Consider the following 25,941-nt stretch of genomic DNA (forward strand, 5'->3'; position numbering starts at 1 on the left):
CCGTTCAAATAAAAAAACGCATAACAAAAATAAAATGTCGTGTTCAGCTCATTTTTTCCAGCACAACAGAACGCGAAAACAGGATATGGGGTTTCTCCACCAAAACGAATCCTGCAACATCTGCCAGACGGCAGGTCTCATCAAACTCACGCTCGGATACATGCATAGTGGGTTCTGCGATAAGCATCCGGGCGCCGGGAAGAAGAGCCTCATAGATCTCATGCAGTGCTGTTTCAATATCCGGTAGTTCGTGCATCACATAGAATGCCAGAGCAAAGTCCGCCTCTACTCTGCACCCGATATTGAGCGTGTCCAACTCTGCCTTACGGGGTTCAATTATCGATGAGAGCCCTTCTTTATCTGCCTTTTCCCTGAGGATGGAAAGCATCTCTTCCTGCAGGTCAATGGCAATCACGTTACCACAATGACCGACCATGCGGACCATCGGACAGGAGAAAAAGCCGGGCCCGCACCCGATGTCAATCACCGTATCACCCTCCCCGATGAAACGGTCGGTAATACGTTTCGGAGATTGAATCAGTCGCCGGATAAGCGAATCAAGATGACCGGCATGCGATGCCGGGCAGACCCTGTCATGCTCCATATCTGATGATCTCTCGTTCATGCCAAAAAAAGTGTCTGAAATTTATGCGATTATCCTGTCCCGGACATTTGAAACCATATCATCATCAGTCATCAGGGCCCGAACCGATGAGAGAGATACGGTGAAATGAAATTAAAAGAGCCCCAAAATCACGTAATACAATAAAGAGATACGGCACGATCTGAATGTAAGACCTGCTTTTCAAAAAATGAACAGTTACGGCAAAATCTCAGCATCATCTTCCGTCTCTTCTACCAGACGAAGCGTGAACCGTATGGAAAGCCCCTTGTCAGGACGCCCCGGTATCCGGTCGTCAGAGCGAATCTTCCCCCCGTACCTTCTTATCAAAAGGCGGGTGATATGCAGACCAAGACCACGTCCTCCACGGTTGGTGTTTGATTCCTGAAACAGTGAAAACAACTGCATCTTCTTCTCATCTGAAAGTCCCGGACCGTCATCCTCGACAGAGATGGTCACCTCATGGTCGGTCTCTTCACCGCTAATCCAGATGCGCACACCGGGACCGCCATATTTGATGCTGTTTCTGATGAGATTGGTAAATACTACTGAGAGGAGACTATCCGCCCATACAGTACACCCCGTTCGCATAAAGGAGATATCAGTATCCGGGTACTGGGTGATCTCTGCTGTGATGAGCGCATCAAGGTTGATGGAAGTCATCTCCTGTGACTCATCGGTAATTCTTCGGATTGTCGTCACATTGTTGAGAATATCAGTGATATGATGGGTATGCCACTGAACCTTCCCCGCATACCTGATGCCTTCTTTCCGGGTATGGTCCTTCAGACGCTGGGAATATCCCAGGATGGCAGCATTCGCATTCTTGATGTCATGGAGCATAATATCCAGATAGAGACTGGCATCGCTATATGCATCCTCAAGACGGTCCTGCAGAATACCACGAAGAATGGTGCTTCCGATTTCATTACCGATCATCTCCAGTGTCTTCTTCTCAAAGGTGGAGAAGGAATATCGTGCTCTTCTGCCAATATAGAGTGCACCCACTACGACGGAGTCGGATATCAGCGGTATACCCGCATAGGAGAGTGCATCAATCTCCTCAAGGACCTTTGAATCAATGGGGCCGGGCGGATGATTCGGAAGATTGTCCACATAATGCTGCTGCATCGCAAAAAATACCAGATTGAAAGGATAATCCAGCACATTCTGCTGCATTCGCGTCTCGACAAATCGTTCCGGGACACCGGAGGATGCAACGATGGTCGCCCATTTTGCATCCGTATCCCGCAGATAGATCCACCCAAGATCAAACTTCATTTCACGGAGAACGGTCTCAAGAATTTCTTCAAGCATCTCATCCAGGGTATCAACAGAGTTTGCCACCTTCATGACCTCATTGATCATCAGAAGCTGACTGTTGCGTTTCAGGAGTTCAGATTCTGCCTGTTTCTTCCGCGTAATATCACGGATTACCACCATAATATTCCCGGAATTATCGCGGGAGGGGACAAGCAAAATCTCCACATCAATACTTCGTGTTTTGCTGATACGGAGCTGATCTTCAATCATCCGGGGCTCAGGAGATGACGACTCCCCCTGCAGGGACAACCCTTCAATCAGCTCAGAGAAATCGTTATGTACCAGACGGATTTTCGGAATTTTATTGGTCCGGAATGCATTTTTCCCGAGCAGTTTGTGGGCAATCGCATTTGAATACCGGCATGCTGCATCGGAAAGGATAATGACAGCGTGCGGATAGGTCTCTAATAATGCAAAAGGAATACTTTCGGTGTTCCCCGATGGATGAACAGTGCCCTCCTTATGCAGACCTGCCGGGGTCGGACGGACAGGGGAACCGGGATAAATTGTTGCGGCAGCAAGGGATGAACCGGGAATATCCATAATAGAGACAAGAGACGGGAAATCGCTTCCTTCTGAGTCCAATACAGAGACACGAATTAATGTGCCGGGTCTGAACAGGTCACAAACACCCTGTGCCCGACCAGAACCCCCTTGTTGGTCGTCACAGGGTAAGATAATCTCACCAATATCCAGTGACGCCTGCATGAAGTCCTCCGGATACCGGAAAATTGTATGAAATGCCTTGTTGGCAAAGAATATATTCCCGGTTTCCCCAAAAAGAAGAACAGGAATATCAGAAAAGCTAAACACTTCAGAGTACTCCTGAAAATCCATATCATTTTGTTGCGACTGGAATGACAGGGGGATTTCATTCTCTGCTGAATTATGTGGCATGGATAGCAGCACCCGGGATAGACCAACAGGATGTTGTACTTAATAAGGACTTGAAAGTATGGCTATTTATATGCATCCATCCGACTAATTCAGCAGATATATGGTACCATTCAATATGGCAGCAAATGACACCCAGGCAAGATACGGGATAAAAAGATATCCTGCGATTGTATTGATTCGATAGAAACTCACGGTCACTGCAAGAATGAATAGCCAGAGTATGAGAATCTCTATGAAACCGAAAAAGGGACTTTGCAGGGTGAAAAACGCATATGACCACAGAATATTGAGAAGGAGCTGGCAGAGAAAGAGACCCGCTGCAACCTGTACATCCGGCCTTTCGGTACCTTCCATCAGGATAAGATAGAGCGCAATACCCATCAGAATGAAAATGGCTGTCCATGCGATGGGGAACACCACATCCGGCGGAACAAACCACGGTTTTACCAGCACATCGGCATACCATGACCCTGCACCCGTATCGGTAAAAAACGACCCGATAAATCCTGCGAGGTTTGTCAGAACAACACACCCGATAAGGAGCAACGGATTGCGAACAGGAAATACCCCCTGTTTCATATCATTTTCCATGGCATAACGGAATATGCAAATAATGCATAAACCTTTTTCCCCATTCATTATCACAATACCAAACCAGTTATCTGCCGACCGCAAACCTATTGATATAGGAAAAGGTGTATTCTGAAATGGTTGAAACAATAACAGAAAATATCCCGGAATATGTCCTCTTTGATATGGATAATACTCTCTATGACTTTCATTTCGCCAAAATGCAATCCTGTGAGGCAGTCATCCGTCTCGCGGGCGCGGGAGAGGGATTAGAACTCTTCCGGTACTTTATGCGGGGCACACACGGATTTGAGCACCATGACAATATCCGTGATTTTATGGAAGACAAAGGCATCTTTGAGCAACACCTCTTTGAGGAATCATGCGCGGTCTACGAAGAGGTTAAGATACAGTCATTAGCCCTCTACCCCGGTGTGGAAGAAACGCTCCGCCTTCTTGCAGATACCGGAGTGTCTATGGCAATTGTAACAGATGCTGAGAGCAATCAGGCTGAAAAACGTCTGGCTGCAACCGGCGTACGGGACTTTTTTGAAGGAGTGATGACACCTGACAGGTCAGGAGTCAGAAAACCAAAACCTGAGATATTTCATGCGGCAGCCTCCATACTGAAGTGTGATGTCCACGAAGCATGGATTGTGGGCGACAGCCCGAAGAGGGAGATAGAACCCGGAAATATGCTGGGGATGACTACCGCCTATGCGAAATACGGTGACTGGATAGGCATTCCCTACCCACGGATAAAACCCGATTTTACCCTGCAGTCCTTCGGCGATCTGCAGGAGATTATGCACCTGAAAAAATAAGAGTCGTTGCTGCATCGTGTAGGCAGACATCTCAATAATTCTCTTTTTCAAAACCAGGACAACACTGTTTCAGTATACAAAAAATATCTCAATATCAGGACGGGAAAACGGGCTGTACTATCTGAACTGAATATCTGCACCTGTGATTCTCGTTCTCAGTGCGGCATATTCCTTTATTTCTGTTCACCGCCTTCTGGGTGAGCACGGATTACAATCTCATGCCAGTCTCTCTATGCAATGAGATGCTGGCATTGCCTGTCTGGTTCATGGACCACGGTGGTTTCGGCATCAGAAAAGAGCCTGTTGCTCTGTGAATGCCTGTAAGGCAGACTATGTGTCCCACCGGATACGGTGTAGGGATATGTGCCGTTAGCCACTGCCTTGACCTGCGGCACATGCGCCTTTGCGGATATCCACCATACGAAATATCCCATACGTATCCATTTTTGAAGTACTTCGATACCGTTTCCGGGGCGAGGGTCTTCAGAATAGTGTACCTCAAAGTATGGCATGACACGCCCGGTACAATCAGCTGCCCGGACAGCCAATGTTGTTTAATCCGTTTGCCGAACAGGCCCCTCCCCATTGGTTCATCTTTGCGGGCATGTGGAAACCGGGATTTTTCGCTCATATCCACTCTCCGTCAGAGGGTTTTATTCCTAACAGGGGGTACCAGGGGAAATTCCATACATCATCCCAGTATTTGGATTCATGTGAAAGATAAATTCGGATCGGTTTTGGAATCCACATGGAATCACGCTGAGCCAAAAAATCAAAGGAGAGGAGAGGGAGTCGTTCCTTCCAGATGGGGGAGTGTGTACCCTGCAATCACCACTGGTGTCTGTGATGATGCAATCTTTGCAAGCATTACCTCTTTTCCTTTCGCAGTCATGGCAAACACCGGGACAGATTTTCCCCCCTGCACGAGGGCCCGCATCCCCGCGATCTCATAGAGGGAACGGGACGCACAGGGAAAGATCAGATCACATGACGCAGCGAAGGTTTCTGCCTCCTCTCGGTTTGTGCCGGTGGTGTGCACCGCCACAATGAATGCATCCGGGTATGCCCTGCGCAGGGAGGCAGCCTCATCAGCTGATGCAGTCGTCACTGCAGGCGCACGAAAGCCCATTTCCAAAGCCAGATTTACACCGGATTCCGGACTCATTTCTGCATTTTCAGGAGACACCACAGTCCCTCCGTTTACACAAATACGGTCAATTACCGCAGGAATCGGTGTCGTTGATACCAGACCGGACATTTTCCCCCCAATACCCTGAATGAGCCGGGGCGATGTCGCAATAACCGTCCCGGCACCGTCACAGGCGATCACTGCCGCATCGATGATTCCTGACCTGATGGCGGATGAGAGCAGTTCAGATGCCCCGAAGAGCACATAATCATCATCAGACACGACAACACGATCCGGTGTGCACATGCCGAATTCAGCAATACGCCCCTCAATATTGCGCCGGATCTCCTCTTCAGTGAAATGTTTAACCGGTTTTGCGAACCGTGCCGCAAGCGGGCACGACTGAATCCGGGCCGGGCCAACGGATACCACCTGACCGTCCCTGACAATGACGCGGGCACGTCCTGCGGCCTCGATAATATGTTCATCTTTCAGAGTCATCACACTAATGCGTATTGCGCCCCCGTATAATAATGAAGACCAATGGAGCAGGAGAACACGGTGCAGAACATGCCCACGGCAAGGTTCTGGGAAATTGATGCGGCACGGGGCATTGCCATCCTGATGATGATCACCTACCACCTGCTCTATGATCTGGTGTACTTCGGTGTCGCAGACATTGCCGTTACCAGTGGATTCTGGCGTGCATTTGCGCTGACCTGCGCCTGCACCTTCGTATTTCTGGTTGGACTCTCCCTTCACATCAGCAGGGAACGTGCACTGCAGAAAGGGATGACCGGCTCATCACTCACATGGAAATACCTGATGAGAGGTGCGTTCATTCTCGCGCTGGGCTGTGGGATCACCGTTGTCACCTGGTACGTGATTGGCGGGGGATACATTCTCTTCGGCATCCTGCACCTCATCGGCCTTTCCATCTGCCTGTCACCGTTCTTTTTCTCACTACAGAAAAAAAACCTCATTGCAGGGGTAATTGTCATCGCGCTGTCACTTGTGGTGACGGGAACAGAAGGCCCGCTCTGGCTGGCATGGTTGGGCATTCATCCTGCGGGATTCTATTCTGTTGACTATGAACCACTCATCCCGTGGTTTGGCATTGTTCTTCTGGGACTGGGGACTGGCGCATACCTCTACCCTGAAGGACGCTCTCTGCTGCAGATCAAAGAGCCCTGCCCCCCTGTCACCGGACTCCTTGCAGCGGCGGGCAGGCACTCTCTTTTCATATATATTATCCACCAGCCGGTGATCATACTGGTAATGCTTGTGGCGGGAGTAATCCCTCCTGGCACCCTTGGAATATTTTAAGGCATCTTCTGAATTGTGTAGAGAGATGCTGCCATTTTTCCCATTAAAATGAAAAATTGGGGGAACGCATAAAAACCCATAACTGATTGGAACAGGAGGATTGCCAGCCCACTCCCCCTTCGACCTATCGCTTGAGGGGGGGTCTGGCGGGGAGGAGGGCACCCACCTCCCTTGCTCTTCACCAGAGCCGGAATAATTATTTATCAAATAATGGGTCAGTCCATATCACTGCCCACCTGAAACAGCGACGACCCCTTTAAAAAAATCATTCAACGCGGGAAGAGAAGAGTGGAACATCGGCAAAGGCGCCAACATCAAAGACTCCACGCTCTGTCACCCGGATTTCAGGGATCACAGTGAGTGCACAGAATGAGAGATACATAAACGGATTTGCAATACACCCGGCAGAATGGATGCATGCCTCAAGGGAACGGAGAGATTCCGCCACCTCATCATAGGGCAGGGACGACATCAGCCCGCCGCATTCCAGCGGCAGGAACGCAGACGTGTTTCCGGAGACTGCCGCCATGCCGCCGTCTGATGCAATGACCATCTCTGCTGCACGGATGATTGAATCATCGTCACTCCCGACTGCGATGAGGTTATGGGAATCATGGGCCACACTTGCTGCAATCGCACCGTCCCGGATACCAAACCCTTTCACGATGCCAACCCCGCAGCCGGCACTGCGATAACGGTCGCAGACAACCAGTTTCAGGAGGTCACGCGAGGGGTCGGGAACGGATGCGCCGTCAACATATTCTGCTCGTGTACGGGTAAGGATCTGGCCGGGCACCAGACCCACAACACGGGCCGTCCCTGACCCGCGGATGGCAATGGCCTCTTTCGTGAGAGGAGCACACGAGAATGGCACATGCAGGACATCCGGGCGCCGGTATCCGGGATCTATCCACCGGACACCCTGAATATAGGTATCAGTTACCGTGCAGGGACCGTTATCATCCAGCACACAGAAATCGGCCCTTCGCCCCGGCGAGAGAGCACCGCGATCGTTCAGGCCAAACCGTTCTGCAGCAGAGAGGGTGGCCATTCGGTAGGCAGTCTCCGGTTCAATGCCTGTCGCAACCGCACGGCGGATACAGTCGTCGATATGCCCGTCTTCCGCGAGCATATCCGCGTGCCGGTCATCGGTTGCAAAGGAACAGCGGGGAGCTGTCGCAGGAGTCACCACTGCGGCCAGTGCACTGAGGTTCTTTTCCGTCGAACCTTCACGCAGCATCAGATACATCCCGCGTCGTAGTTTTTCCGCAGCCTCCTGTGCACCGGTGCATTCGTGCTCGCTCTGGATGCCCGCTGCAATATAGGCACAGAGCGCTTCCCCGGAAAGCAGGGGGGCATGCCCGTCGACAACGGTGGACAGGCCGATTTTGCAGAGCAGGTCATCATCTTCTGCGAGCACGCCCGGCACATTCATCACTTCACCGATGCCAAGGACCCCCTCCTCATCCGTAAATGCCGCAAGGTCACGGCAGGAGAGAACAGCGCCGCCCCGGTCAAGCGGTGTTGCCGGCACACAGGACGGAAGCATCAGCCGGATATCAAGCGGAAGTGCAGCACGCTGCCGCAGCATATAACGGAGCCCCTCAATACCGGCGACATTCGCAATCTCATGCGGATCAGCAAAAACCGTTGTTGTCCCATGAGGGATCACGGCGCGGGCATACTCTGCAGGAGTCAGAAGAGAACTTTCTATATGCACATGAGCATCAACGAGGCCGGGTATAACACGCTTTCCCCGCAGATCAATGGTCTCTCCTGCAGAATAGTTCCCAAATCCTGCAATACATCCGTCCTTCACACCAAAACGAGCATCTTCTTCCCATTCCCCCGTAAAAGGACAGAATACTCTGGCATTGATAAAAACCGTGTCGCAGGATACTGTCCCCACAGCAGCCTGAATTAACGAACCCATCTTCAGACCTCAAGGTCCTCAATCACACAACCAAGCCGTTCTCCGTCCTGCATCATATAGATAAACAGACGATAGGAACCTGGCTCAAGTGCCACATCAAAGGTAACATCATTTGTTCCCGGACTGAGATGGACGGAATGCACAATTTTATCGACTTCTACCTGTTTGAATCCGGAGAGATCAAAGACTGTGATCTGCATCGCAGCATCCCTTGCCTCTCCTTTATTATCCACATTTACATGCACTGCATCGCCATCATATAATACCGTACCAATGGAATATGACAAGCAGCCGGCAGAGACAATAATCACTGCCAGAATAATTAAAAGACCAGTTACAACACCAATCCTGGACATAACTGATGTAACTAAAACCCGGAACAAATTATACTATTTGCTTTGGTCCGGGGATAAACAGTATCTGCTTCTAGAAATGCAGCGCAACAAATTCCCGCAGTGCTTCTGAAGTATTGGTACCGGTAACAGCCGAAATCTCCGGTGAATAAACAGATTCCGCAATAGCACCGTATCGTCCCGGACATGATTCAGGATGGTCACATTTGTTCAGAAAAACCGCATATGGACAGCCCGATGAACTGAGCATCCGGCAGATCTGTCGGGTTAGATCATCCAGCTCACGAGTGGTGTCAGCGACGACTATCGCCCCGTCCATTCCGCGGGAAAGAATGTCCCGGACAAATTCAAACCGATCCTGGCCCGGTGTCCCGAAAAGGTAGATCTTCTGGTTATCTATAACCGTCCGGCCGAAATCAAGACCAACGGTTGTCGAAATCTCACAGTTATTTGCTTCAATATGATGGGATTCCGGATCAATTGCCCGGATAAATGTTGATTTCCCGGCATTATAGGCACCAAAAATCACAATCTTGAGTCTGGAGCGGTCCATCGGTAGTATTTGTTGGTTTGCGCCTCATATAACATTTTCAGTCAGAAATACACAGATTTCAGCCGTGAAACAAACAAAGTGTTTTTCACCTGACACTGCGAAATTCCAGTTAACTAATTCCAGACGGAAGATACCTAATGCCGGTAATAACATTTACACACCATAAAGGAGGTACCGGAAAAACTACATCCTGCCTAAATTGTGGCGGTTTTCTTAATACAAAAAGAAAACGCGTCCTAATAATTGACTGCGACCCACAGGCAAATGCAACCACCGGACTTGGATGTGATCCACAGGATGCCGAGAAAAATATGTATGATATCTTTATGTCAGGCACGGAGGGATTTGAGTCTGTTCAGCTCAAAGATATCATCGTCTCAACAGATTCAGGCATTGATCTCTGTCCCTCGTCACTCGATCTTGCCGGGTCCGAACCCTATCTCTACGAGCGCGAAGACAGACTTTTTGTTTTGAAAGAGGCAATTAAACCGATTCTCAGACGATATAGCTATATTCTGGTGGACACTCCGCCCAGCATGGGCCAGTTTGTCATCAACGGGATTGTCGCAGCGGATCATGTGATTGTCACACTGGACAACGGGATGTTTGCACGTACGGGAGTTGACGCCCTGCAGACCATATTTTCGGATATCGCAGAAATAACAGGAACGCCGGTATCAGCTGATATCGCCGTTATCACCCGCGGGCGGATGCTGCAGGAAGAGATGACACCGGGAGAAGAAATATCAGACGGATTCCGGCGTCTTTTGGGCATGAAAAAAGAGGAACACCGATCACGTGAGCAATTTGAAGAGATTGTCGCATTCTGTGAAAAATCCTTCCCGCATGTTTTTACTGTCCCTTATGACATCCATGTTCATGAGGCCCAGAAACAGGGATTGCCCCTCTCACAGTACGCTCCCGATAGCGAGGCAGCCCATGTGTATGAAAAAATATCCGCTGTGATAAAAAATTGGAACAAGTGAAACCGAGGAACTGAATTCATATGGCAGATGAACGGAAGAGACCGGGACGAAAGGCACTCTTCACCGGAGTGCAGAAAGCAGAAACCAGGCACGAAGACAAAACAGAAAAACTCACAGCTGAGGATATCAGAGAATCGCTCTCAGTTGCACTTGAAAGTATCATCGTAAATCCAAAATCAGGAAGTATCTCTCCGGAAACACTTGACAATTCACTGGAGGGAGTTGTCTCCTCAATCAATTCTGCACTCGATGCGGTGCGAAAGGCTGCAGATACAGAACTGCTGGCAGCAGAGACAAAATCCAGAGACCTTTCAGAAATATCGGCAGAACAGGAACAAAAAATTGCGGCCCTGATGGCAGACCTTGAAAGTCAGCAGAGAATTACCCGCTCTCTGACCGAAGAGCTCAAAGAAATAACGCTCACAGAGACAAACCAGTGGGAAGCAGAGAAAGAACGTCTTTTGGCAGAAAACAAAACAAAAGACGATGAAATCCGCCGTCAAGGCGAACTCATTTCCAAACTTGGGGAAGAGACAGCAACACTCAGGAAGGAGGCAGCAGAAGCAGCCGTCCCGGATGCCGATGAAGACCTCCTGATGCGGTTTAAAGATCTCGAAACCGCCTATACGAACCTCAGCAGGCAGTATGAGGAAGAGATTGAGCAGAATGCTCTCGACCTGAAGGTAAAAGAAGATGAGATCATCGGGCAGAGACAGAGGATATCTGCAGTCACTGAGGAGGCCGAAGCACTGAATAGGGCATTAGCAGAGGCACGCAGGACACAAAATGATGCTGCACGGGAAAAGCAGCTCGAAGAGCTCACAGCACAGTATGCAGACCTGAAATCAGAGTATGTGGCTGTAACAGAACGTCTTGAAGCAGACACCAGAGCAAAAGAGGACGAAATCATCCATCTCAGGGATGAGAACAAAGCGCATGCTGAAGAGATACGGGTTCTCAGGGAACGGGCATCAGAGGTGCCTGAGGCGCTGGTGGCAGAGAACGATGCAGACCTTCCCCAGCGGTTTGAAGAGCTTACCAAACAGCATGCAGACATAACGGCACAATACAACACACACAAAGAGCTAACAGAGGCTGAAAGAGTACGCCTGAAAGAGAAACTGGTTGCAGCACAACATGCCAGAGATACGGCAAAATCTGATGCTTCCCGTCTTAATATGAAGATATATACCCTTGATGCCGGGAAAAAGGAACTCGAGAAAAAAATGGTGGCACAGGCACAGGCTGCAGCCTCGCAATATGATGAAACCGTTCGCGCCCTCAGGCAGAAAGAACAGGAGATGCAGGCACTCATTATGAATAATCCAATCCCTGTCCTTATTACTGACAGTTCCTTTGCTATAACCGGTGCCAACCCCGCGTACGAAGAACTCTCCGGGATTCGACTCCCGAAACTGCGGAAAATGAATCTCCGTGACTTCACCCTCATTGATCAGAAAGGAGAAGGAATTGGGAAAACAGTACAGGAAAATATTCGCAGTTCGTCAGAAATTGAGATTCGCCTTCCTGCTGGCGTATACACTCTGGAGCAACATGGCATCCCGGTCATGGGAGAAAACGGATCGGTTTCATCCGTATATATTTATTATAATGATATTACCCAGAAGCGCAGGGAAGCAGAAGAGATTCGGGAACGGATGGCGGAAAATGAAGAACTGCGAAAACGTTCCGAACTCATGATCGAAGAAAATCCAATGCCCATCCTCTATATGGACAGTAATTTCACCATTCAGGTTACGAATGAAGCATATGTCACGATGAGCGGCATTCCACGCAAAAAGCTCATCGGAATGAATGCACGCGATTTCACCATTCAAAATCAGGAAGGGGATGGACTTGGACAGATCATCCGACAAAAGAAAACATGCTACGGCGTTGTGGATGTTGCCCTCCCTACAGGCACCCAGACTCTGGAACAGTATGGCATCCCGGTATTCGGGCCTGCGGGTGAGTTATCAAATATTTTTGTCGTATACAACAACATCTCTGATGTCAGGAAAAAAGAAGCAGAGATCGCCCAGATCATGGCGCAGGTGCGCGAAGAGGCAGAAACCCTTGAAGAAAGCGCAGGCCAGCTAACCGCACGGATGGAGGAGCTGGCATCCGGAAACCTGATGGCAGAAACACCAATCTCTGACAGCGATCCCCTCAAAATCCTCAAAGAGCACTACAATACCTCCGTTCGTGCCATACGCTCAATCACGGAGAATGTTGCAGAAACGATTGAAACCATACGCCATACCGCAAAAGAGCTCACGGAAAGCAGTGATGAAATCAGTAATGCCAATGTGAAGATGGCGACAGACACACAGACCATTACCGATGATATGAGCGTCCTGCAAAGAGAGATAGAGGCGGTAAGCTATGAAGTAGCAAATCTCTCGGCATCAATCCAGGAGATCGCAAGCACTTCCCAGGAAGTGATGCGGCAGGCAGAACTCTCCTCAGAAGAAGGGGCAAAAGGGGCAGAGATCGGCAAAGATGCTTCAGAAAAGATGGCACTCGTGGGGGAGATCTCGCAGGAGAGTGTGCAGCACATCACTGAACTCAACGACCAGATGCAGAAGATTGGAAAGATTGTCCGCATTATTGCGGGTATCGCCGATCAGACCAATCTTCTCGCCATCAATGCAGCAATTGAAGCAGCCCGTGCCGGGGAGCACGGTAGAGGGTTCTCGGTCGTTGCAGGAGAGATACGCAATTTGGCGGTAGAGTCAAAGGAAGCCTCGGCAAGCATCGAAGAACTGATTCTTTCGATACAAAATGAGAGTGAACAAACCGCTGAGTCGATGCGAACAGCAGATGTTGAGATTCAAAACGGTATCACCAGTGTGAATGCATCCATTGATGCCATTAACACTATTGTTGAGGTAATTAATCTCTCAGCACAGGGAGTTGTAGAAATTACCCATGCCACTGAAGATCAGGCCAATGCCACCAACCGCCTGATGGAAAAGGTCGAGCTTGCGTCCCAGATGGCCAGGAAAACCATGCATAACAATGAGGATATGGCAGCGCTGGCAGAGGAACTGAGTGCATCCGCTGAAGAGGTGGGCAGTGTCGTCCATGAACTTGACACAATGGCAAAACAGCTGCATTCTCAGATCGAACGTTTCAGTATATAATAAACGGAGCAGTTGATACAACAATGAATACCAGAGGATTTCGGTCGGTTTTGCGCACAATTGAGTCGAAAATCGGCATCCAGTGTGCAAACTACAAAGAGGACTACCTGCAGCGAAGAATTCAGTCCAGAATGCGGATGAATAAAATGACTTCCTATAGTGAATATAATTCCTTTCTTACCACACAGGAAGAAGAACAGGAAGCACTGCGCAATGCCCTTACGATTAATGTAACAAAATTCTGGCGTGATCCAGAGGTGTTTAACATAATCAAACGTGACGTTCTCCCGGATATCCGCCGCAGGAAACAAAAAATCAGGATATGGAGTGCAGGATGCGCCACTGGTGAAGAGCCATACACCATCGCACTGATGTGCCATGAAGCAAAGGTGTTGTACCCGGATGTGGAGGTGACCATCTTTGCCTCAGACATCGACAGGGAAGCCCTGAAAAAAGCAGAAAAAGGCATATATCACCAAAAAGCATTGGAGAATCTCTCAGAATCACAGATTCGCAGACATTTTAATGAACAGCAGGATGGAACATTCCAGGTCAAACAGCATCTCAAAGATCTCGTGAAATTTTCCCGGCATGATCTGATGAGCGGGCGGGGAGTGACGCAGTATCTGGACATCATTCTCTGCAGGAATGTAACCATTTACTTCACTGAAAAACAAAAGGATGAACTCGCACGTATATTTGCACCGGCACTTTCCGAAGGCGGATATTATGTCATGGGCAAGACGGAGTATATGGGCAGGGATGTTGAACACCTGTATGAACCATATAATCCGATTCAGAAAATATACCGTAAGAAGAGCAATGGATAAGCACCTTTAGAACGGCAGGTCCTCATCATTCACTTGCTCCTTTTTATCATTCCGCTCAATATGGGAAACCTTCTCCATCATTTCTCTCTTTTTCGAGGATTCCTTCACCTGACCTAGCATAAAAATCAGATTAACCCCTATCACCACAATGACCATCGTGAGGCCAACTCCCAGGAGGACTCCATTAGCAGTCAGAAAGACAGCGACCAGCAGTAACACAAATGATATCAGATAAAAAATAATCCAAGTTCGTGATTCCCGCAAATCCATTGATGAAAGAATGTGCAGCCCGATAATATTTAACACTGTATATTGAAACCGCACCTGTTCACCGTGAACTACAGAAGAAACGTTATCAGAAAGGCTGTTCAAGATTATGATGTGAAACGTGCAGACATCCTCACCTTTGCAGGAGCACTCATCATTGTGACCATTATCGCGATAGCGTCCCAGGGTTTCGTAAGCATACCCGGTATTGGCAGTATTCACGGATCTGTCCACCCTGCCTCGTCGTCATATGAATACGCTGCGGGGGAAATTCCGACATATACTCTGCAGGCAGAACCACAGATTTGGAATATTCCAAAAAATACCGACCTTACCTCCATCTATATGAGCGGTGAAGGGGGATACCCGGTCACTGATTTCCCGGCTGACATGACACCATTCGGTGCATCAGATCCTGATTATCCTGAGATCTGGGCGCCAGGTGAGATCGTTTTGTTTGCGGCATATACCGGTCCGGGAAATGGATTTTCAGATATGTTCCAAATCCCGTTTTCTTTCTGGCGAATAAATACCACGATTACTACTACGAGTAAACCGGAAAGTGCCCGGCTGACATGGGTGCTGGTGGACGGCGAAACGGGTCTAATTGTCACGGGAAACCAGATGCGATATGGAGAGCACATCCAAAAAACCGTTCAGGCATCGGGTGAAAAATTCTACTTCATTGTGAGCGAACAGGATGTAAACAAATATTCCTTCAGCCTGGAAACAACAAAAGCGCAGTACGGTAACGCATTAATACAACCGGCAGTCCGGAGAATCACGGGATTCCTGAATGCAGCATAAAATTATCTCATCCTTGAAGAGCTATTTCAACGGACTGTTCCAGCGAAGTGATGAGACGTGCAAAATTGGCATTCAGGGCTTGTGTCTCAACAACATCCGAACGCATCTCCACCGGAACAAGAGTCATGTTAATCCCGTCCATACGGCTGTCTGAGAGAGAGAGCTCTGTGCGGGCAAGATCCAGATTTTCCAAGGCTGCATGCAACTCAAGATACCAGTCAGAATACTGATATAATTCTGCTGCATCCTCCGCGTTCATAATGTGAATTTGGGCTGTTGCCACTTCACGGGCAGCAGACACATATGATATTTTTGCAAGAACCAGTTCATGCAGTGCATATGCAGTGCTTGGCTTCGCAGACCCGGAATCCGGCTGAATAGCACCCACAATAATGCGAGCCTCATTCAGGTCTACCTCTGCTCCCTGGAGTTTAGCGTCAGCAAGTTCAGGCGGATCGGCATCCCAGTTTATGTCACTGATTCTCATCTCTGCATGTTCATACAACGAGGATGCTCTTTCGCATGCATCATCATCCGTAACACATCCACAGATACTGACAGCTGCAAAAAGGAGTATGAGAGCACCATATGAAAGCCAGGACGTATGCATAGGTCGTGTATACCACTATGAAATCTTATTCAGAACCGAAAGAAATCAGGGGAGAACTCTCCCATTCAAACCAAACAGGACTATACCTTCTCAATAATTATCCGGATTTTATCACCGGCACTCATTCCGTGTCCCTTCGGCACGTCGATATTATACCAAAGACCAAGCGGGTTTCCCTCAGTTACCGCTGCTTCGTCAGACTGGGTGCCCTGATTCATAAGACAATCCTTCTTCTCATCAATATTTGCAACAAATTCAATATCAGATACAAATTCTATGATTTTATCAGCCATATAAAGAGGTTTCCCGTAATCATGTTAATGGTTTGGTTTAATGACCAGAACAAGACGAAACAGAGAAGAGAATAAGTGGTTTGGATATTCAGGCAAAGAGCCTGAGCATTACTGATAATTTACGCAGAACGTGGGAGAACACGCCATGTAGTGCTATTTGAGTAACTCCAGCGGGATATATCCAGTTCGTCACAGATATCAGAGAGAATTGCCAGATTTGTCCCGACTTCTTTCGGAGACAAACCGAGATCTTTCGCGATGTACTTGGATTTAAAGTAATGTTTTCCCGCTTTGAGGCCCTGTAGCAGATATGACAGGATCTTTCCCTGTGTTGCCGAATACTGCTCAGAAATTCGGTTTTTACGGTTCATTCTTACACTCCGGAAGCAATTTCCATTTAGAAATTACTATAATATAAATGTTTCTGGCAAATGTGCCTCTTTTTTCCACATTCAGAGACGATGAATGATTTATTCAGGTTAATCCTTTGCAAAGCGATTGGAATGAACGACTATATCATCTACACAAACATATCAGAAATCGAAGGGTAATTATCTAAAATAACCCTCAAAATATTATTCTACAGGAAACTCCTCAATCTTTGCTATGAGGCTTTCAATTACAGTTTCGCGCATTCCCTCAACGAATTTTATACTTCCAACGACAAGGTGGCCGCCGCCGTTCACTCCACCGCCGATAACCTCTTCTCTGAGTTCACGTACCATCTTTGGAATGTTCATCAGAACACCACGTGAACGGATGACCACAAAATCAGGTCCGATACCGAGTGTCACAACCGGTGCGCCCTCATTACGCCTGCAGAGGATGTCATGCACCTCTCCGGAGGTCTTTCCGGGTGGCGGGAAGGTAAAGCGGTGAGCATATATTTCTACATCCAGCATGAAGAGCTTCGCGGTGTTTCCAAGTTCTTGTTCAACAACATGCGGCATTGATGCACTCAGCTGTTCTTCAATTGCGAGATTTGCTTCACGTACAAGCAGCGTTACAAGGCGTTCATGACGATCACGGTCCCCGTTGACCCCAAGGATATCCTTTACAATCTCACGCCCGTCATTGAACCGAAGCCAGAACTGTTCATAATCAAGGGCAAGGGCAATATCTTTGCAGTGGTCTTCACTCCACTCATCACTGACAAGATCCAGATACTGCTGGCGTTCCGGTGCTTCACTCCGGTCACCCACCGCGGCAACTGCCGGGAAATAGCGGATCTCATCTTCCACACCGGGGAAGATCATGCGGGCAAGTTCTGCACCAAGCATACCTGCCGTCACACCAAAGTCTCCGCCGACGTGGTATGGGTTCACATGTGCATCGAGATAGGCATCGGTACTCTCATCAGGGTGGTGGTGGTCAACAACCACAATCGGAATATCATAGATCTTTGCCATCCGGTAGGACGGCTCATCCTCTTCTGTTGAGCCGTTATCCATCATGACAATGAGCGGCAGTTTCTGTCCGAACCGGACAAAATCCTTCAGCGCAAAGTCAAGATCACGGGTTACATCCTCAATTTCATAGAATGGCGCTTTTGACGGGGCCCGCTTAAACATGTGGCTTTCGGTGTCAAGATCTCCACCATTCTCACGAATAAGGTGCGTAACAGCGCGTTCGACAGCGACTGCAGCAGATATGCCATCCGCATCAGCATGGTGGCGCAGCACAATCGGCTGGGCAGTAAAAATTGCCTTCCGGATGATCTTTGCCACCTTCTGCATTTCCGGCTTGAGGCGATTTAAGACGTCACTTTCAATCATAAACGGAAGGTCTTCCGGTTCCGCACGCAGTTCAAGCGCCTCTGCAATGCGTTTGTCCACATTCTCGCGTTCTTCACCGGAGAGAACACGCATATTTGAGACCTCAATCTGAAGACGGTTGTTCCTGAGCATCACCTCACCGGAGACTGAGACCATATCTCCCAGTTCAACCTCAGGATACGCACGCACTCCTGCCTCGATGAAAGCTGCTGCATCCTCGGCACCAGTTTCATCAACAATAGTGAATATCGTAGGGCCTGAGGTCTGCTTAATCTGCGCAACCTCAGCTTCGATGGTGGCGTGTCTGCCGACTTTGTCCGGAAGGTCAGCGAGCCGGAGTGTCGAGAGTTTCTTTGCAACGGTCTCCGTATTGTATCTGGTGGGAACAATCTCCTCAAGATCAATATTGCCGTTTTTCCGGACCTGCCGTACACGAACGAACAATGTCTCCCCTTCCTGATGATGGGTCTTCACATTTGATTTGTGTATCAGGCCCTTGATCCGGTCGTTCAGATACACAAAGGTACCAAAATCTGCAAATCCCTGCACCCGTACAACGTATACTTTCCCCTCTTCCACATCACCCACATCACATGCCGGGGAGAGGCGATAAACAGTCATTTCTCCATTATTCATTTTGTTTCACACTCGTCTGGTTTATTGTTCTATTATAGTTGAGTCACATTCACCGGGAGAGATCATAGAGGCGGCATTCGCCGTCCCGCCGTCCTTTGGCTATAATAATATCCCCGGACTGTAATTTTTCATCCTTTCTCGGACGGTATTTCCATTTATTCTCATGCCGGATTGCAAGAACCACCATACCGGTCACCGTGCTTAGTGAGGCTTCTTTCAGACTTTTCCCGGCAAGTTCGGAACCTGCCTCTACACGAATCCGTGAAATGATTTCATCAGACTCGCGTACAATCTTCCTGAACAACGGTGGAATCTCGATATCCCGCAAAATAACATCGACAATAGAACCTGCCGCATTTGTGATATTATCCGCAAATGATGACATATAAAGCAGTCCACGCAGATACTCCACATTTGAGATGCGTTTTGCCGCTTCAAGAATCCAGAGATCCAGTTCATACCGCATGTCATCCATCCTGGTGCCAAGAGAAACCACCTCATCCGCCACTTCACGATTGTTAAAAAGCAGAGATGTATACGCAAGGCCGACTGCGAGTTCAGAGGTATCCTTCATCTTGACAATCAGGCGGACAGCCCGGTCAAGATCGGTTACAACACTTCCTTCAGGAGACTCATCTGTTACGGGAACGTCTCTTCCACAGAGTTCGTACAACGGCATAATCCCGCTCTCGGGCCCCTTTGCAATGACGATATCACCATCAAGAATCCGTGTTTCGCGTTCGGGATCATAGATCCACGACACACCCCGCCTGATTGCAATGACACGCATTCCGGTGCTGCTCTGGAGACTCTGTTCACCCAGTGTCATACCATCAATAACGCTCTCTTTTCCGACCACCACACGTTTGGTCACCTCTTCAGCATCCGGCATTGCAAGCCGGAGTTTGGCAGGAAACTTCACATCTTTCAAAATGATGGTCGCAATCTCAGACGCAGAATTTGAAATTTTTTCTGCCGCTTCACTGACCTGCAGCATACCGCTCATTGCCTCGGCTTCCTCAACCCTCCGGGACCCAAGGATACTCTGTATCCGTGCCTGGTAGACCAGCTGATTCATCCGTTCTTCAAGGGTAATAACTTCCTGGGCAATTTCACGACTCTCAAATAGTATCGCAGAATAAGCAAGATCAACCATCAGTTCTGAGATGTCCTTCATCTCAATCAGTACATCTTTAAAACTGACCGGTTGGTACTCTAAATCACTCATGGGCGTATAGTCCTTTCATGATACACTTTGTCGTATCTACTATTATGGTATCTCATTATACGAGTATATTAATAACGGCGACAAGGATGGCCGCGCCAACCAGATCTATTGTACTGGTTATCACCGGAATGCCAAAATTATCAGGATCAAGCCCGTACCGGAATGAGAGACCTGCAGTTGCATAGGCAATGATATTCACAATCGTGATGACGATCATCCCGGATACGGTACATATTGTGATCAGTTCAAAAAGGCCGGGGGATGCAATACCCATCAGCCCTGACGCTTCCTGGGCTATCAGGCCGATTAGCGGGAAAACAAACAGTGCATAGAGATACGACCCACCAAACTGTTCCAGTACCGGCCGTTCGGGACGGACTTTTGCATCAATTTCACCCATATGCATCCCGGTTGCAAGGCGGGAACAGAGAATCCCTGCAATCGAACCACAAAGCCCGGTAAACGGCGGAATAATGATCAGGAATACCGCGAATTCAATGAGTTGTTCCAGATCAAGCGTATAGGTCAGTCCGGCAAGTGTTCCGACAAAGGAAAGGAAAAGGAGCAGGGGCAGGATTTCCCGGTTTATCTCAAAGACAGGCTCATCAAGGTACACCGAATAGACCAGAGAGGCAGCGGTCAGAAGAATCACAATACCAAAGAGGATATTGAGAACAACAGGAGCCAGTGTGACAAAGAAAAGAGTGGTGACGACGAGGACGGGCAGAGTCACAATATCTCCCGCTGTTGTAACCGTTGGCGCTGCGATCATATCAAGATCCAGACCAAAGCGGTAACTGATAAGGACCACAATAAGCGTGATCCCCATAACAATGAGCCCGGAAACAATCCCGGATACAACGGAAATTACCACGTAGTCGATGACACTAAGACCCTCAATACCAAAGACAGCACAGATACCTGCGACAATCAGACCCAGCCAGAATCCAATGATCACCGTTGTCAGAAATGATGCCCGCAGATTTGAGCCCAGCACAGACTCGCGGGAAAATTCAACATCAAATGCCCCCAGATGCATCGATGAAGAGAGACGGGACGCGAGCACACCCGAGATACTCCCCCGCATGTTAATAGACGGAGGCACCATGACCATCAGTCCCGGCAAAAGGGCAATCACGTCACGTGCTGAACCAAGATAAATGCCTGCTGCACTAGCAGCAAACGCACAGATTAAAAGAGCAGCGAATCCGGTTAAAAAGAGACGGATCTGGCTGGATATCTGCAGCTGCAACATCATCACCATCCCCTGTCATTTTATTCACTCCGGTACGGAATCTCAAATACTTCAAGATCATCAGGTGCAAACACCTGTCCTGAATAGTGTTTCCCTGCATCTTCTATATGAGTTGCTGTATTGACGTATCGTGAACTGATATGAACAAGGGCAAGACGGGCAGCGTCAATCTGGGCTGCAACCATCCCTGCCTCCGCTGCAGTTGAGTGAAACACTTCGGGCGCACGTTCCGCCTCACTTTCATCAAAGGTGGCATCATGAATCAAAAGGTCCGCATCCATGCCCCATCCCAGCCACGAACGCACATTCGGACGCGTGTCACCCGTGTAGACAACTTTTCGGCCGGAACGCGAAGGGCCGACCACCTGGTCTGCTTTCACAACGGTCTCCTGTCCGTCGATATCCACGGTAACATCCTCTCCGCGCTGGAGTTTCCCAAAGAGGCGCCCCTCAGGCACACCCAGACGAATGGCCTCTTCACGGTTAAACCGGCCGGGACGCGCATCTTCTTCAAGGATATAACCCAGTCCCGGAATCCCGTGTTGTGCAGAGAACGCACGAACATGGTATCCATCAAAGGGCACCACATCGCCGGGATTCAGTACCCGTGGTTCCAAATGGAATCCGGGGGGTTTCTTTGCAAGTGCAAGGATGCCATCGACAAATCCATCCACCCATCTGGGCCCGTATATGGGGAGAGGTTCTGTGCGCCCCATAAATGAGAGAGTATGAATCAGACCGGGAACACCCAGATAATGATCCGCATGCCAGTGAGTGATAAATATGGCATCAACGGTAAAGCCGGTTCGTGCCCGCATCATCTGCTGCTGTGCTCCTTCACCGCAGTCAAAGAGCAGGGTATCCGCACCGCGTCGCATCATGATGCATGCCGGATTGCGGTTCGGCGTGGGGAGGGCACCAGCCGTTCCAAGGAAATAAACATGGAGCGTCTCTCCTGCCATCAGAAACACCTCCGGAATACATCCCTGCTTATCGCGGCTTCGTCCAGATTCCGCCCTTCAACGACACAGATACCATGGTAGGCGGCGCTGATACGGCGGCCGGCATCATCCCAGTCAATGGTGCCTGCCCCAAGAGCAAGATGCTCGTCAGAACTGCCATGGTTGTCATGAATATGCATATGCGTCGCTGTTCCAATGCGGCCAAGGTACGTCTTAACCTGACCGGTAGTGTTCGCGTGGCCAAGATCCACGGTTGCATATATTCCCTCTACCCCCTCAATCATCCCAAAGTGTTCCTCTGCTTCCATACAGAGGAAATCTGGGATTTTGGGCATATTTTCGAGACATACCTGCACGCCGGTATCAATACCCGTTGCTCCGATTTCCCGGAGCGCCTCCTTGTGAAGATTCCAGACCTTCTGCGGCACAAGACGTCCGTGGGGAGATACATAGCCGGGATGAATCGTCACAACATCTGTGATATCTGCAGCCTTTGTCACACAGAGCTGCATCTGGCGGATGGATTCCCGGTAGATGGGATCATTCAGCGACCCGATATTGAGATCAGTAAATGGTGCATGCACGCTGATGCCAAGGCTCGTGGTTTCAATAATCTCAGTTATTTTCGCAAACGCTTCAGGATTATCCAGCCGGTAATTGCCGTCAGCGGAAATTTCCCAGCCATCATACCCGCACTCTTCGATACCGTATACCCATTCAGGAGAGGACCACACCTTGGATGATGAGGCAAAATAGAGCGGAAGTGTCATGCACCTTCCTCCAGACACTTGCGAAGCAGTGCCCGGACCGCATTCTCGTACTCCACCATACTTCCATCATTTGTGACCGTCACATCCGCCATCGCAAGCGCTGCATCCAGTCCCCAGCCGCGTTCACGCTCGTCACGGGCGTTTAATTCATCGGCAGAGGAAACATCATCCTCACGCCCACGCCCGAATATCCGTTCCAGCCGTATTGCAGACGGGCATGCAACACCCACGAGGAAAAAATCCGAGAAATGATTTCTGAAAAGGACAACCTCTGCCTCACTGCGGATTCCGTCAATAACGGCAACCTCTGCCTCACACGCCTCAACTCGTGGAATAGTAAGCTGTGCAATTGCATCGCGACCCATCTTTGCTCTCAGCTGCGCAGACGCCTCACCCATCGAAAGGTCTGACAGGGTTTTCCCTGACGTACGTACATACTCACGTATTGAATCACCCATCACAAAAACCGGGATATCCATTTCTTCTGCGATGCGTGAAAATTCGCCTTTCCCACTTCCGGGAAGGCCGACAACTCCGATAACTCTCATCTATATGTATCCTTATTTCAGTAATTACGCCGGGCCTGAAGAATGTCTGTTAAGACAATGGAATCAGCAATGATGATCTGCCCGTTTTTATAGGTGACTTCACCATCATCGCGCGTGCGTATCCGGACAGGGCGCTGTATTTTATCTGCAAGGCCTTTCAGTTCATTGAATGACAGGGGGGTCATGTTCCCGGAAACACCCTGATTTAAGACGAAGTCAACATCAGGTGCTTCCCGCGAGATGTAAGCCACATCATCCTCACGTCCCGGGAAGAGGGTAACCACTACCTGAAACTCAGAGAGTGTACCCGACTGGTATGCTTCTGTGCAAAGGGCAAGCGAGCGCTGCACCTTTTTGGTCACCTCTGGTTTCACCTTCAGCAGTTTGGGATAATGTTCCCACCGGGTTTTGATATCCAGATGGACAAGGTCTATGAGAGACTGATCAATGAGCGCCTCCAGCGTTTCAGGAAACACGCCATTTGTCTGAACACCGACTTTCAGGTTCATAGCACGGCATCCTTTTGCGAGCGCAATCAGTGCATCCTTTTGCATCGTCGGCTCTCCGCCGGAGAGGATAACTCCGGAGATAAGCATCCTCGATGAGTGAATCAGGTCAAGAATCTCTTCAACGGGACGGGGATCAGACCCCTTCTGAAGTTCAGGATTATGACAGTAATGGCAATGAACCGGGCACCCTCGCAGAAACACGGTGCAGACCGAACGTCCCCTCCAGTCAACAGTACTAAGCGGAACAAATCCTCCAAAATTTGCGTTCAACAGACCACCAGATATCTTATATGTACGGGCGGAACTCATTTGAAGGTTTCAATTCTCTCAATTGTTGCTTTCACCTGCCGGATGTTGCGCGAGACTTAATGCCCCCGGACACATACCTGTAATTATTGGAACAGTCATGAAGACGGTTGTAGCCCTGACGGATCCGGAAGATATAGATGCAGCGGCCGATTCCGGAGCAGATTATATTGAACTGCGCATCGATCTCTTTTGCGCAGAACCGGCGGCACTCTGCGAAAGGGATGATGTGCCGTTTATTGTAACACTGAGGAGTAGTGCCGAGGGCGGAAAATTCTCCGGAACCCCGACAGAATGGTGGGAAATTATTGAACCGTGGTGTTCATATGCCACATATATCGACATCGAACAGCAGTTCTCAGAATATGCACACGAGGTCAGAGAACGCGGGCCGCGTGTCATCGCATCCCTTCATCTGCCGGACACACCCGATACCCCCACCCTGCGTTCCCATGAGCAGGCACTCAGAGCATACGGGGACATCCCAAAGATCATCACCACACCCCATTCCAAAGAGGAGCTCCTGCGCCTTCTGAGTTTCACCGCCGCTGCTTCAGGCCCTCTCTGTGCCGGGACAATGGGCCCGGAACTAAGGTTTGGCAGGGTTCTGGCAGGCCTCTTTGGGTCTGAAATGGTATACTGCCACTTTGGGACGCCAACAGCAGAGGGGCAATACCATATCAAAGAAATGCGAGAGATCATGCATCTCCTTGAATAAAAACAGAAATCGCCTCCCCCTAAACCAATCCGGAACATACCTGAAACAGAGACATACACAGGACATCCAGAATATGAATCCAACAGTATCCAGTAAAGAAGCGCTGCGCCAGACACTCCGTCAAAAGAGGCAGGAAATACCACCAGAACAGTATGCAGCACGCAGCAGAGAAATAACAACATCTCTCCTGAAAACCCTGAAGCCCTTTGAGACGATTCTGGTCTACTCCTCAAAACCCCCTGAAGTTGACACCCGGCCCCTCATCAGATCTCTGCTGAATGAAGGGAAAAATATCATTGTCCCAATTATCCAGCGCGAAGACTGCAGCCTCAGGCTCTCATATATCAGAACAGCGGATGTGCTGGTTCCAAGCACATTCAATGTACCGGAGCCCATAGGAAACGAAATCCCCGCAGATCCAGCAGATATTGACGTGGCATTGATCCCGCTTCTCGGATTTGATGATGCCGGAAACCGCATTGGATACGGTGCCGGATACTATGATCGGTTTCTTTCAAAACACACTCAGTTCCCAACCGTGGGCGTCGCCTTCGCTGTACAAAGATGTGTTCAGATTCCCCATGAAGCGACAGACCAGACTCTTGACGCAGTCGTGACAGAAGCGGGGATTACCATCATCTCAAAAACCAAATTTGGCAAATAATCTGCCAGAATCATCAGAACAGTGATATAAGATACTCTTTTTGGTCTTCTCTTTGACCGCGGTGCCGGGCCCCGAGACCTCACCCCGATGGCAAAATTATT

27 protein-coding genes are annotated in these 25,941 nt (G+C 49.2%); 8 read left to right on the forward strand and 19 right to left on the reverse strand.

What is annotated here, in order from left to right; translation table 11 throughout:
* Positions 1–43: 43 nt before the first annotated feature.
* From OU421_RS01085 to OU421_RS01095, 3 genes are all read right to left on the reverse strand, one after another.
* Complete coding sequence (locus tag OU421_RS01085; RefSeq protein WP_268186730.1) at positions 44–625, reverse strand: class I SAM-dependent methyltransferase; 582 nt, start codon at positions 623–625, stop codon at positions 44–46.
* Positions 626–820: 195 nt separating this feature from the next.
* Complete coding sequence (locus tag OU421_RS01090) at positions 821–2,842, reverse strand: GAF domain-containing sensor histidine kinase (RefSeq protein ID WP_268186731.1); 2,022 nt, start codon at positions 2,840–2,842, stop codon at positions 821–823.
* Positions 2,843–2,926: 84 nt separating this feature from the next.
* The gene (locus OU421_RS01095) at positions 2,927–3,433 is read right to left on the reverse strand and encodes a TspO/MBR family protein (protein ID WP_268186732.1); all 507 of its coding nucleotides are present in this window, start codon (positions 3,431–3,433) and stop codon (positions 2,927–2,929) included.
* 116 nt (positions 3,434–3,549) lie between these two features.
* Between OU421_RS01095 and OU421_RS01100 the strand changes: the two genes are divergently transcribed.
* Positions 3,550–4,236, forward strand: a complete 687-nt coding sequence (locus tag OU421_RS01100; protein ID WP_268186733.1) for an HAD family hydrolase — start codon at positions 3,550–3,552, stop codon at positions 4,234–4,236.
* Between the two features lie 230 nt (positions 4,237–4,466).
* Here OU421_RS01100 and OU421_RS01105 read toward each other — a convergent pair whose 3' ends face one another.
* Together OU421_RS01105 and OU421_RS01110 are read right to left on the reverse strand one after the other, a co-directional pair.
* Positions 4,467–4,670 (reverse strand): hypothetical protein, encoded by a 204-nt coding sequence (locus tag OU421_RS01105; protein WP_268186734.1) that lies wholly within the window; start codon positions 4,668–4,670, stop codon positions 4,467–4,469.
* Positions 4,671–5,008: 338 nt separating this feature from the next.
* Entirely contained in the window at positions 5,009–5,866 is an 858-nt protein-coding gene (locus OU421_RS01110) for a methanogenesis marker 8 protein (RefSeq protein ID WP_268186735.1), read from the reverse strand.
* 42 nt (positions 5,867–5,908) lie between these two features.
* Here OU421_RS01110 and OU421_RS01115 point away from each other — a divergent pair, with 42 nt between their 5' ends.
* Positions 5,909–6,691 (forward strand): DUF1624 domain-containing protein, encoded by a 783-nt coding sequence (locus OU421_RS01115; protein ID WP_268186736.1) that lies wholly within the window; start codon positions 5,909–5,911, stop codon positions 6,689–6,691.
* Positions 6,692–6,956: 265 nt separating this feature from the next.
* Here the strand turns inward: OU421_RS01115 and ade are convergent, their stop codons facing one another.
* From ade to OU421_RS01130, 3 genes are all read right to left on the reverse strand, one after another.
* Positions 6,957–8,624, reverse strand: a complete 1,668-nt coding sequence (gene ade / locus OU421_RS01120; RefSeq protein ID WP_268186737.1) for an adenine deaminase — start codon at positions 8,622–8,624, stop codon at positions 6,957–6,959.
* A 2-nt stretch (positions 8,625–8,626) separates the two neighbouring features.
* Positions 8,627–8,980 (reverse strand): hypothetical protein, encoded by a 354-nt coding sequence (locus OU421_RS01125; protein ID WP_268186738.1) that lies wholly within the window; start codon positions 8,978–8,980, stop codon positions 8,627–8,629.
* Between the two features lie 70 nt (positions 8,981–9,050).
* Positions 9,051–9,530: a GTP-binding protein gene (locus tag OU421_RS01130; RefSeq protein WP_268186739.1), complete on the reverse strand. Its 480-nt coding sequence runs from the start codon at positions 9,528–9,530 to the stop codon at positions 9,051–9,053.
* A gap of 137 nt (positions 9,531–9,667) precedes the next feature.
* Here OU421_RS01130 and OU421_RS01135 point away from each other — a divergent pair, with 137 nt between their 5' ends.
* Genes OU421_RS01135 through OU421_RS01145 form a run of 3 tightly spaced genes read left to right on the forward strand, consistent with a single transcriptional unit; the run spans position 9,668 to position 14,492 of the window.
* The gene (locus OU421_RS01135; RefSeq protein WP_268186740.1) at positions 9,668–10,516 is read left to right on the forward strand and encodes a ParA family protein; all 849 of its coding nucleotides are present in this window, start codon (positions 9,668–9,670) and stop codon (positions 10,514–10,516) included.
* Between the two features lie 20 nt (positions 10,517–10,536).
* Positions 10,537–13,662 (forward strand): methyl-accepting chemotaxis protein, encoded by a 3,126-nt coding sequence (locus OU421_RS01140; protein WP_268186742.1) that lies wholly within the window; start codon positions 10,537–10,539, stop codon positions 13,660–13,662.
* A 23-nt stretch (positions 13,663–13,685) separates the two neighbouring features.
* Positions 13,686–14,492, forward strand: coding sequence for a CheR family methyltransferase (locus OU421_RS01145; protein WP_268186743.1), 807 nt, complete (start codon positions 13,686–13,688; stop codon positions 14,490–14,492).
* A 6-nt stretch (positions 14,493–14,498) separates the two neighbouring features.
* Here OU421_RS01145 and OU421_RS01150 read toward each other — a convergent pair whose 3' ends face one another.
* A complete protein-coding gene (locus OU421_RS01150; RefSeq protein WP_268186744.1) occupies positions 14,499–14,864 on the reverse strand; it encodes a hypothetical protein in 366 nt (121 codons plus the stop codon).
* A gap of 9 nt (positions 14,865–14,873) precedes the next feature.
* Here OU421_RS01150 and OU421_RS01155 point away from each other — a divergent pair, with 9 nt between their 5' ends.
* On the forward strand, positions 14,874–15,566 hold the full coding sequence (locus OU421_RS01155) for a hypothetical protein (RefSeq protein WP_268186745.1): 693 nt from the start codon (positions 14,874–14,876) through the stop codon (positions 15,564–15,566).
* 7 nt (positions 15,567–15,573) lie between these two features.
* Here the strand turns inward: OU421_RS01155 and OU421_RS01160 are convergent, their stop codons facing one another.
* The 10 genes from OU421_RS01160 to OU421_RS01205 form a co-directional block, all read right to left on the reverse strand.
* Positions 15,574–16,176: a hypothetical protein gene (locus OU421_RS01160; protein WP_268186746.1), complete on the reverse strand. Its 603-nt coding sequence runs from the start codon at positions 16,174–16,176 to the stop codon at positions 15,574–15,576.
* 80 nt (positions 16,177–16,256) lie between these two features.
* Positions 16,257–16,469 carry a hypothetical protein gene (locus OU421_RS01165; protein ID WP_268186747.1) on the reverse strand — a complete coding sequence of 71 codons (213 nt, stop codon included), beginning with the start codon at positions 16,467–16,469 and terminating at the stop codon, positions 16,257–16,259.
* A gap of 119 nt (positions 16,470–16,588) precedes the next feature.
* Positions 16,589–16,840 carry a DUF7123 family protein gene (locus OU421_RS01170; protein ID WP_268186748.1) on the reverse strand — a complete coding sequence of 84 codons (252 nt, stop codon included), beginning with the start codon at positions 16,838–16,840 and terminating at the stop codon, positions 16,589–16,591.
* Positions 16,841–17,044: 204 nt separating this feature from the next.
* Positions 17,045–18,880 (reverse strand): DHH family phosphoesterase, encoded by a 1,836-nt coding sequence (locus OU421_RS01175; RefSeq protein WP_268186749.1) that lies wholly within the window; start codon positions 18,878–18,880, stop codon positions 17,045–17,047.
* Positions 18,881–18,929: 49 nt separating this feature from the next.
* Entirely contained in the window at positions 18,930–20,108 is a 1,179-nt protein-coding gene (locus OU421_RS01180; RefSeq protein ID WP_268186750.1) for a potassium channel family protein, read from the reverse strand.
* Positions 20,109–20,163: 55 nt separating this feature from the next.
* Positions 20,164–21,366, reverse strand: a complete 1,203-nt coding sequence (locus OU421_RS01185; RefSeq protein ID WP_268186751.1) for a magnesium transporter — start codon at positions 21,364–21,366, stop codon at positions 20,164–20,166.
* A 17-nt stretch (positions 21,367–21,383) separates the two neighbouring features.
* The gene (locus tag OU421_RS01190; protein WP_268186753.1) at positions 21,384–22,325 is read right to left on the reverse strand and encodes a ribonuclease Z; all 942 of its coding nucleotides are present in this window, start codon (positions 22,323–22,325) and stop codon (positions 21,384–21,386) included.
* The gene (locus OU421_RS01195; protein WP_268186754.1) at positions 22,325–23,095 is read right to left on the reverse strand and encodes a sugar phosphate isomerase/epimerase family protein; all 771 of its coding nucleotides are present in this window, start codon (positions 23,093–23,095) and stop codon (positions 22,325–22,327) included. The genes OU421_RS01190 and OU421_RS01195 overlap by 1 nt, the downstream gene beginning before the upstream one ends.
* Complete coding sequence (locus tag OU421_RS01200; RefSeq protein WP_268186755.1) at positions 23,092–23,643, reverse strand: AAA family ATPase; 552 nt, start codon at positions 23,641–23,643, stop codon at positions 23,092–23,094. Before OU421_RS01200 ends, OU421_RS01195 begins: the two co-directional genes overlap by 4 nt.
* A 17-nt stretch (positions 23,644–23,660) precedes the next feature.
* The gene (locus tag OU421_RS01205; protein WP_268186756.1) at positions 23,661–24,422 is read right to left on the reverse strand and encodes an anaerobic ribonucleoside-triphosphate reductase activating protein; all 762 of its coding nucleotides are present in this window, start codon (positions 24,420–24,422) and stop codon (positions 23,661–23,663) included.
* A 136-nt stretch (positions 24,423–24,558) separates the two neighbouring features.
* On the opposite strand from OU421_RS01205, the gene OU421_RS01210 reads away from it, so the two are divergent.
* Positions 24,559–25,176, forward strand: a complete 618-nt coding sequence (locus OU421_RS01210) for a type I 3-dehydroquinate dehydratase (protein WP_268186759.1) — start codon at positions 24,559–24,561, stop codon at positions 25,174–25,176.
* Positions 25,177–25,249: 73 nt separating this feature from the next.
* The gene (locus OU421_RS01215) at positions 25,250–25,840 is read left to right on the forward strand and encodes a 5-formyltetrahydrofolate cyclo-ligase (RefSeq protein ID WP_268186761.1); all 591 of its coding nucleotides are present in this window, start codon (positions 25,250–25,252) and stop codon (positions 25,838–25,840) included.
* Positions 25,841–25,941: the final 101 nt, after the last annotated feature.

It is taken from the genome of Methanogenium organophilum (genome assembly GCF_026684035.1).
Taxonomy (GTDB): domain Archaea; phylum Halobacteriota; class Methanomicrobia; order Methanomicrobiales; family Methanomicrobiaceae; genus Methanogenium; species Methanogenium organophilum.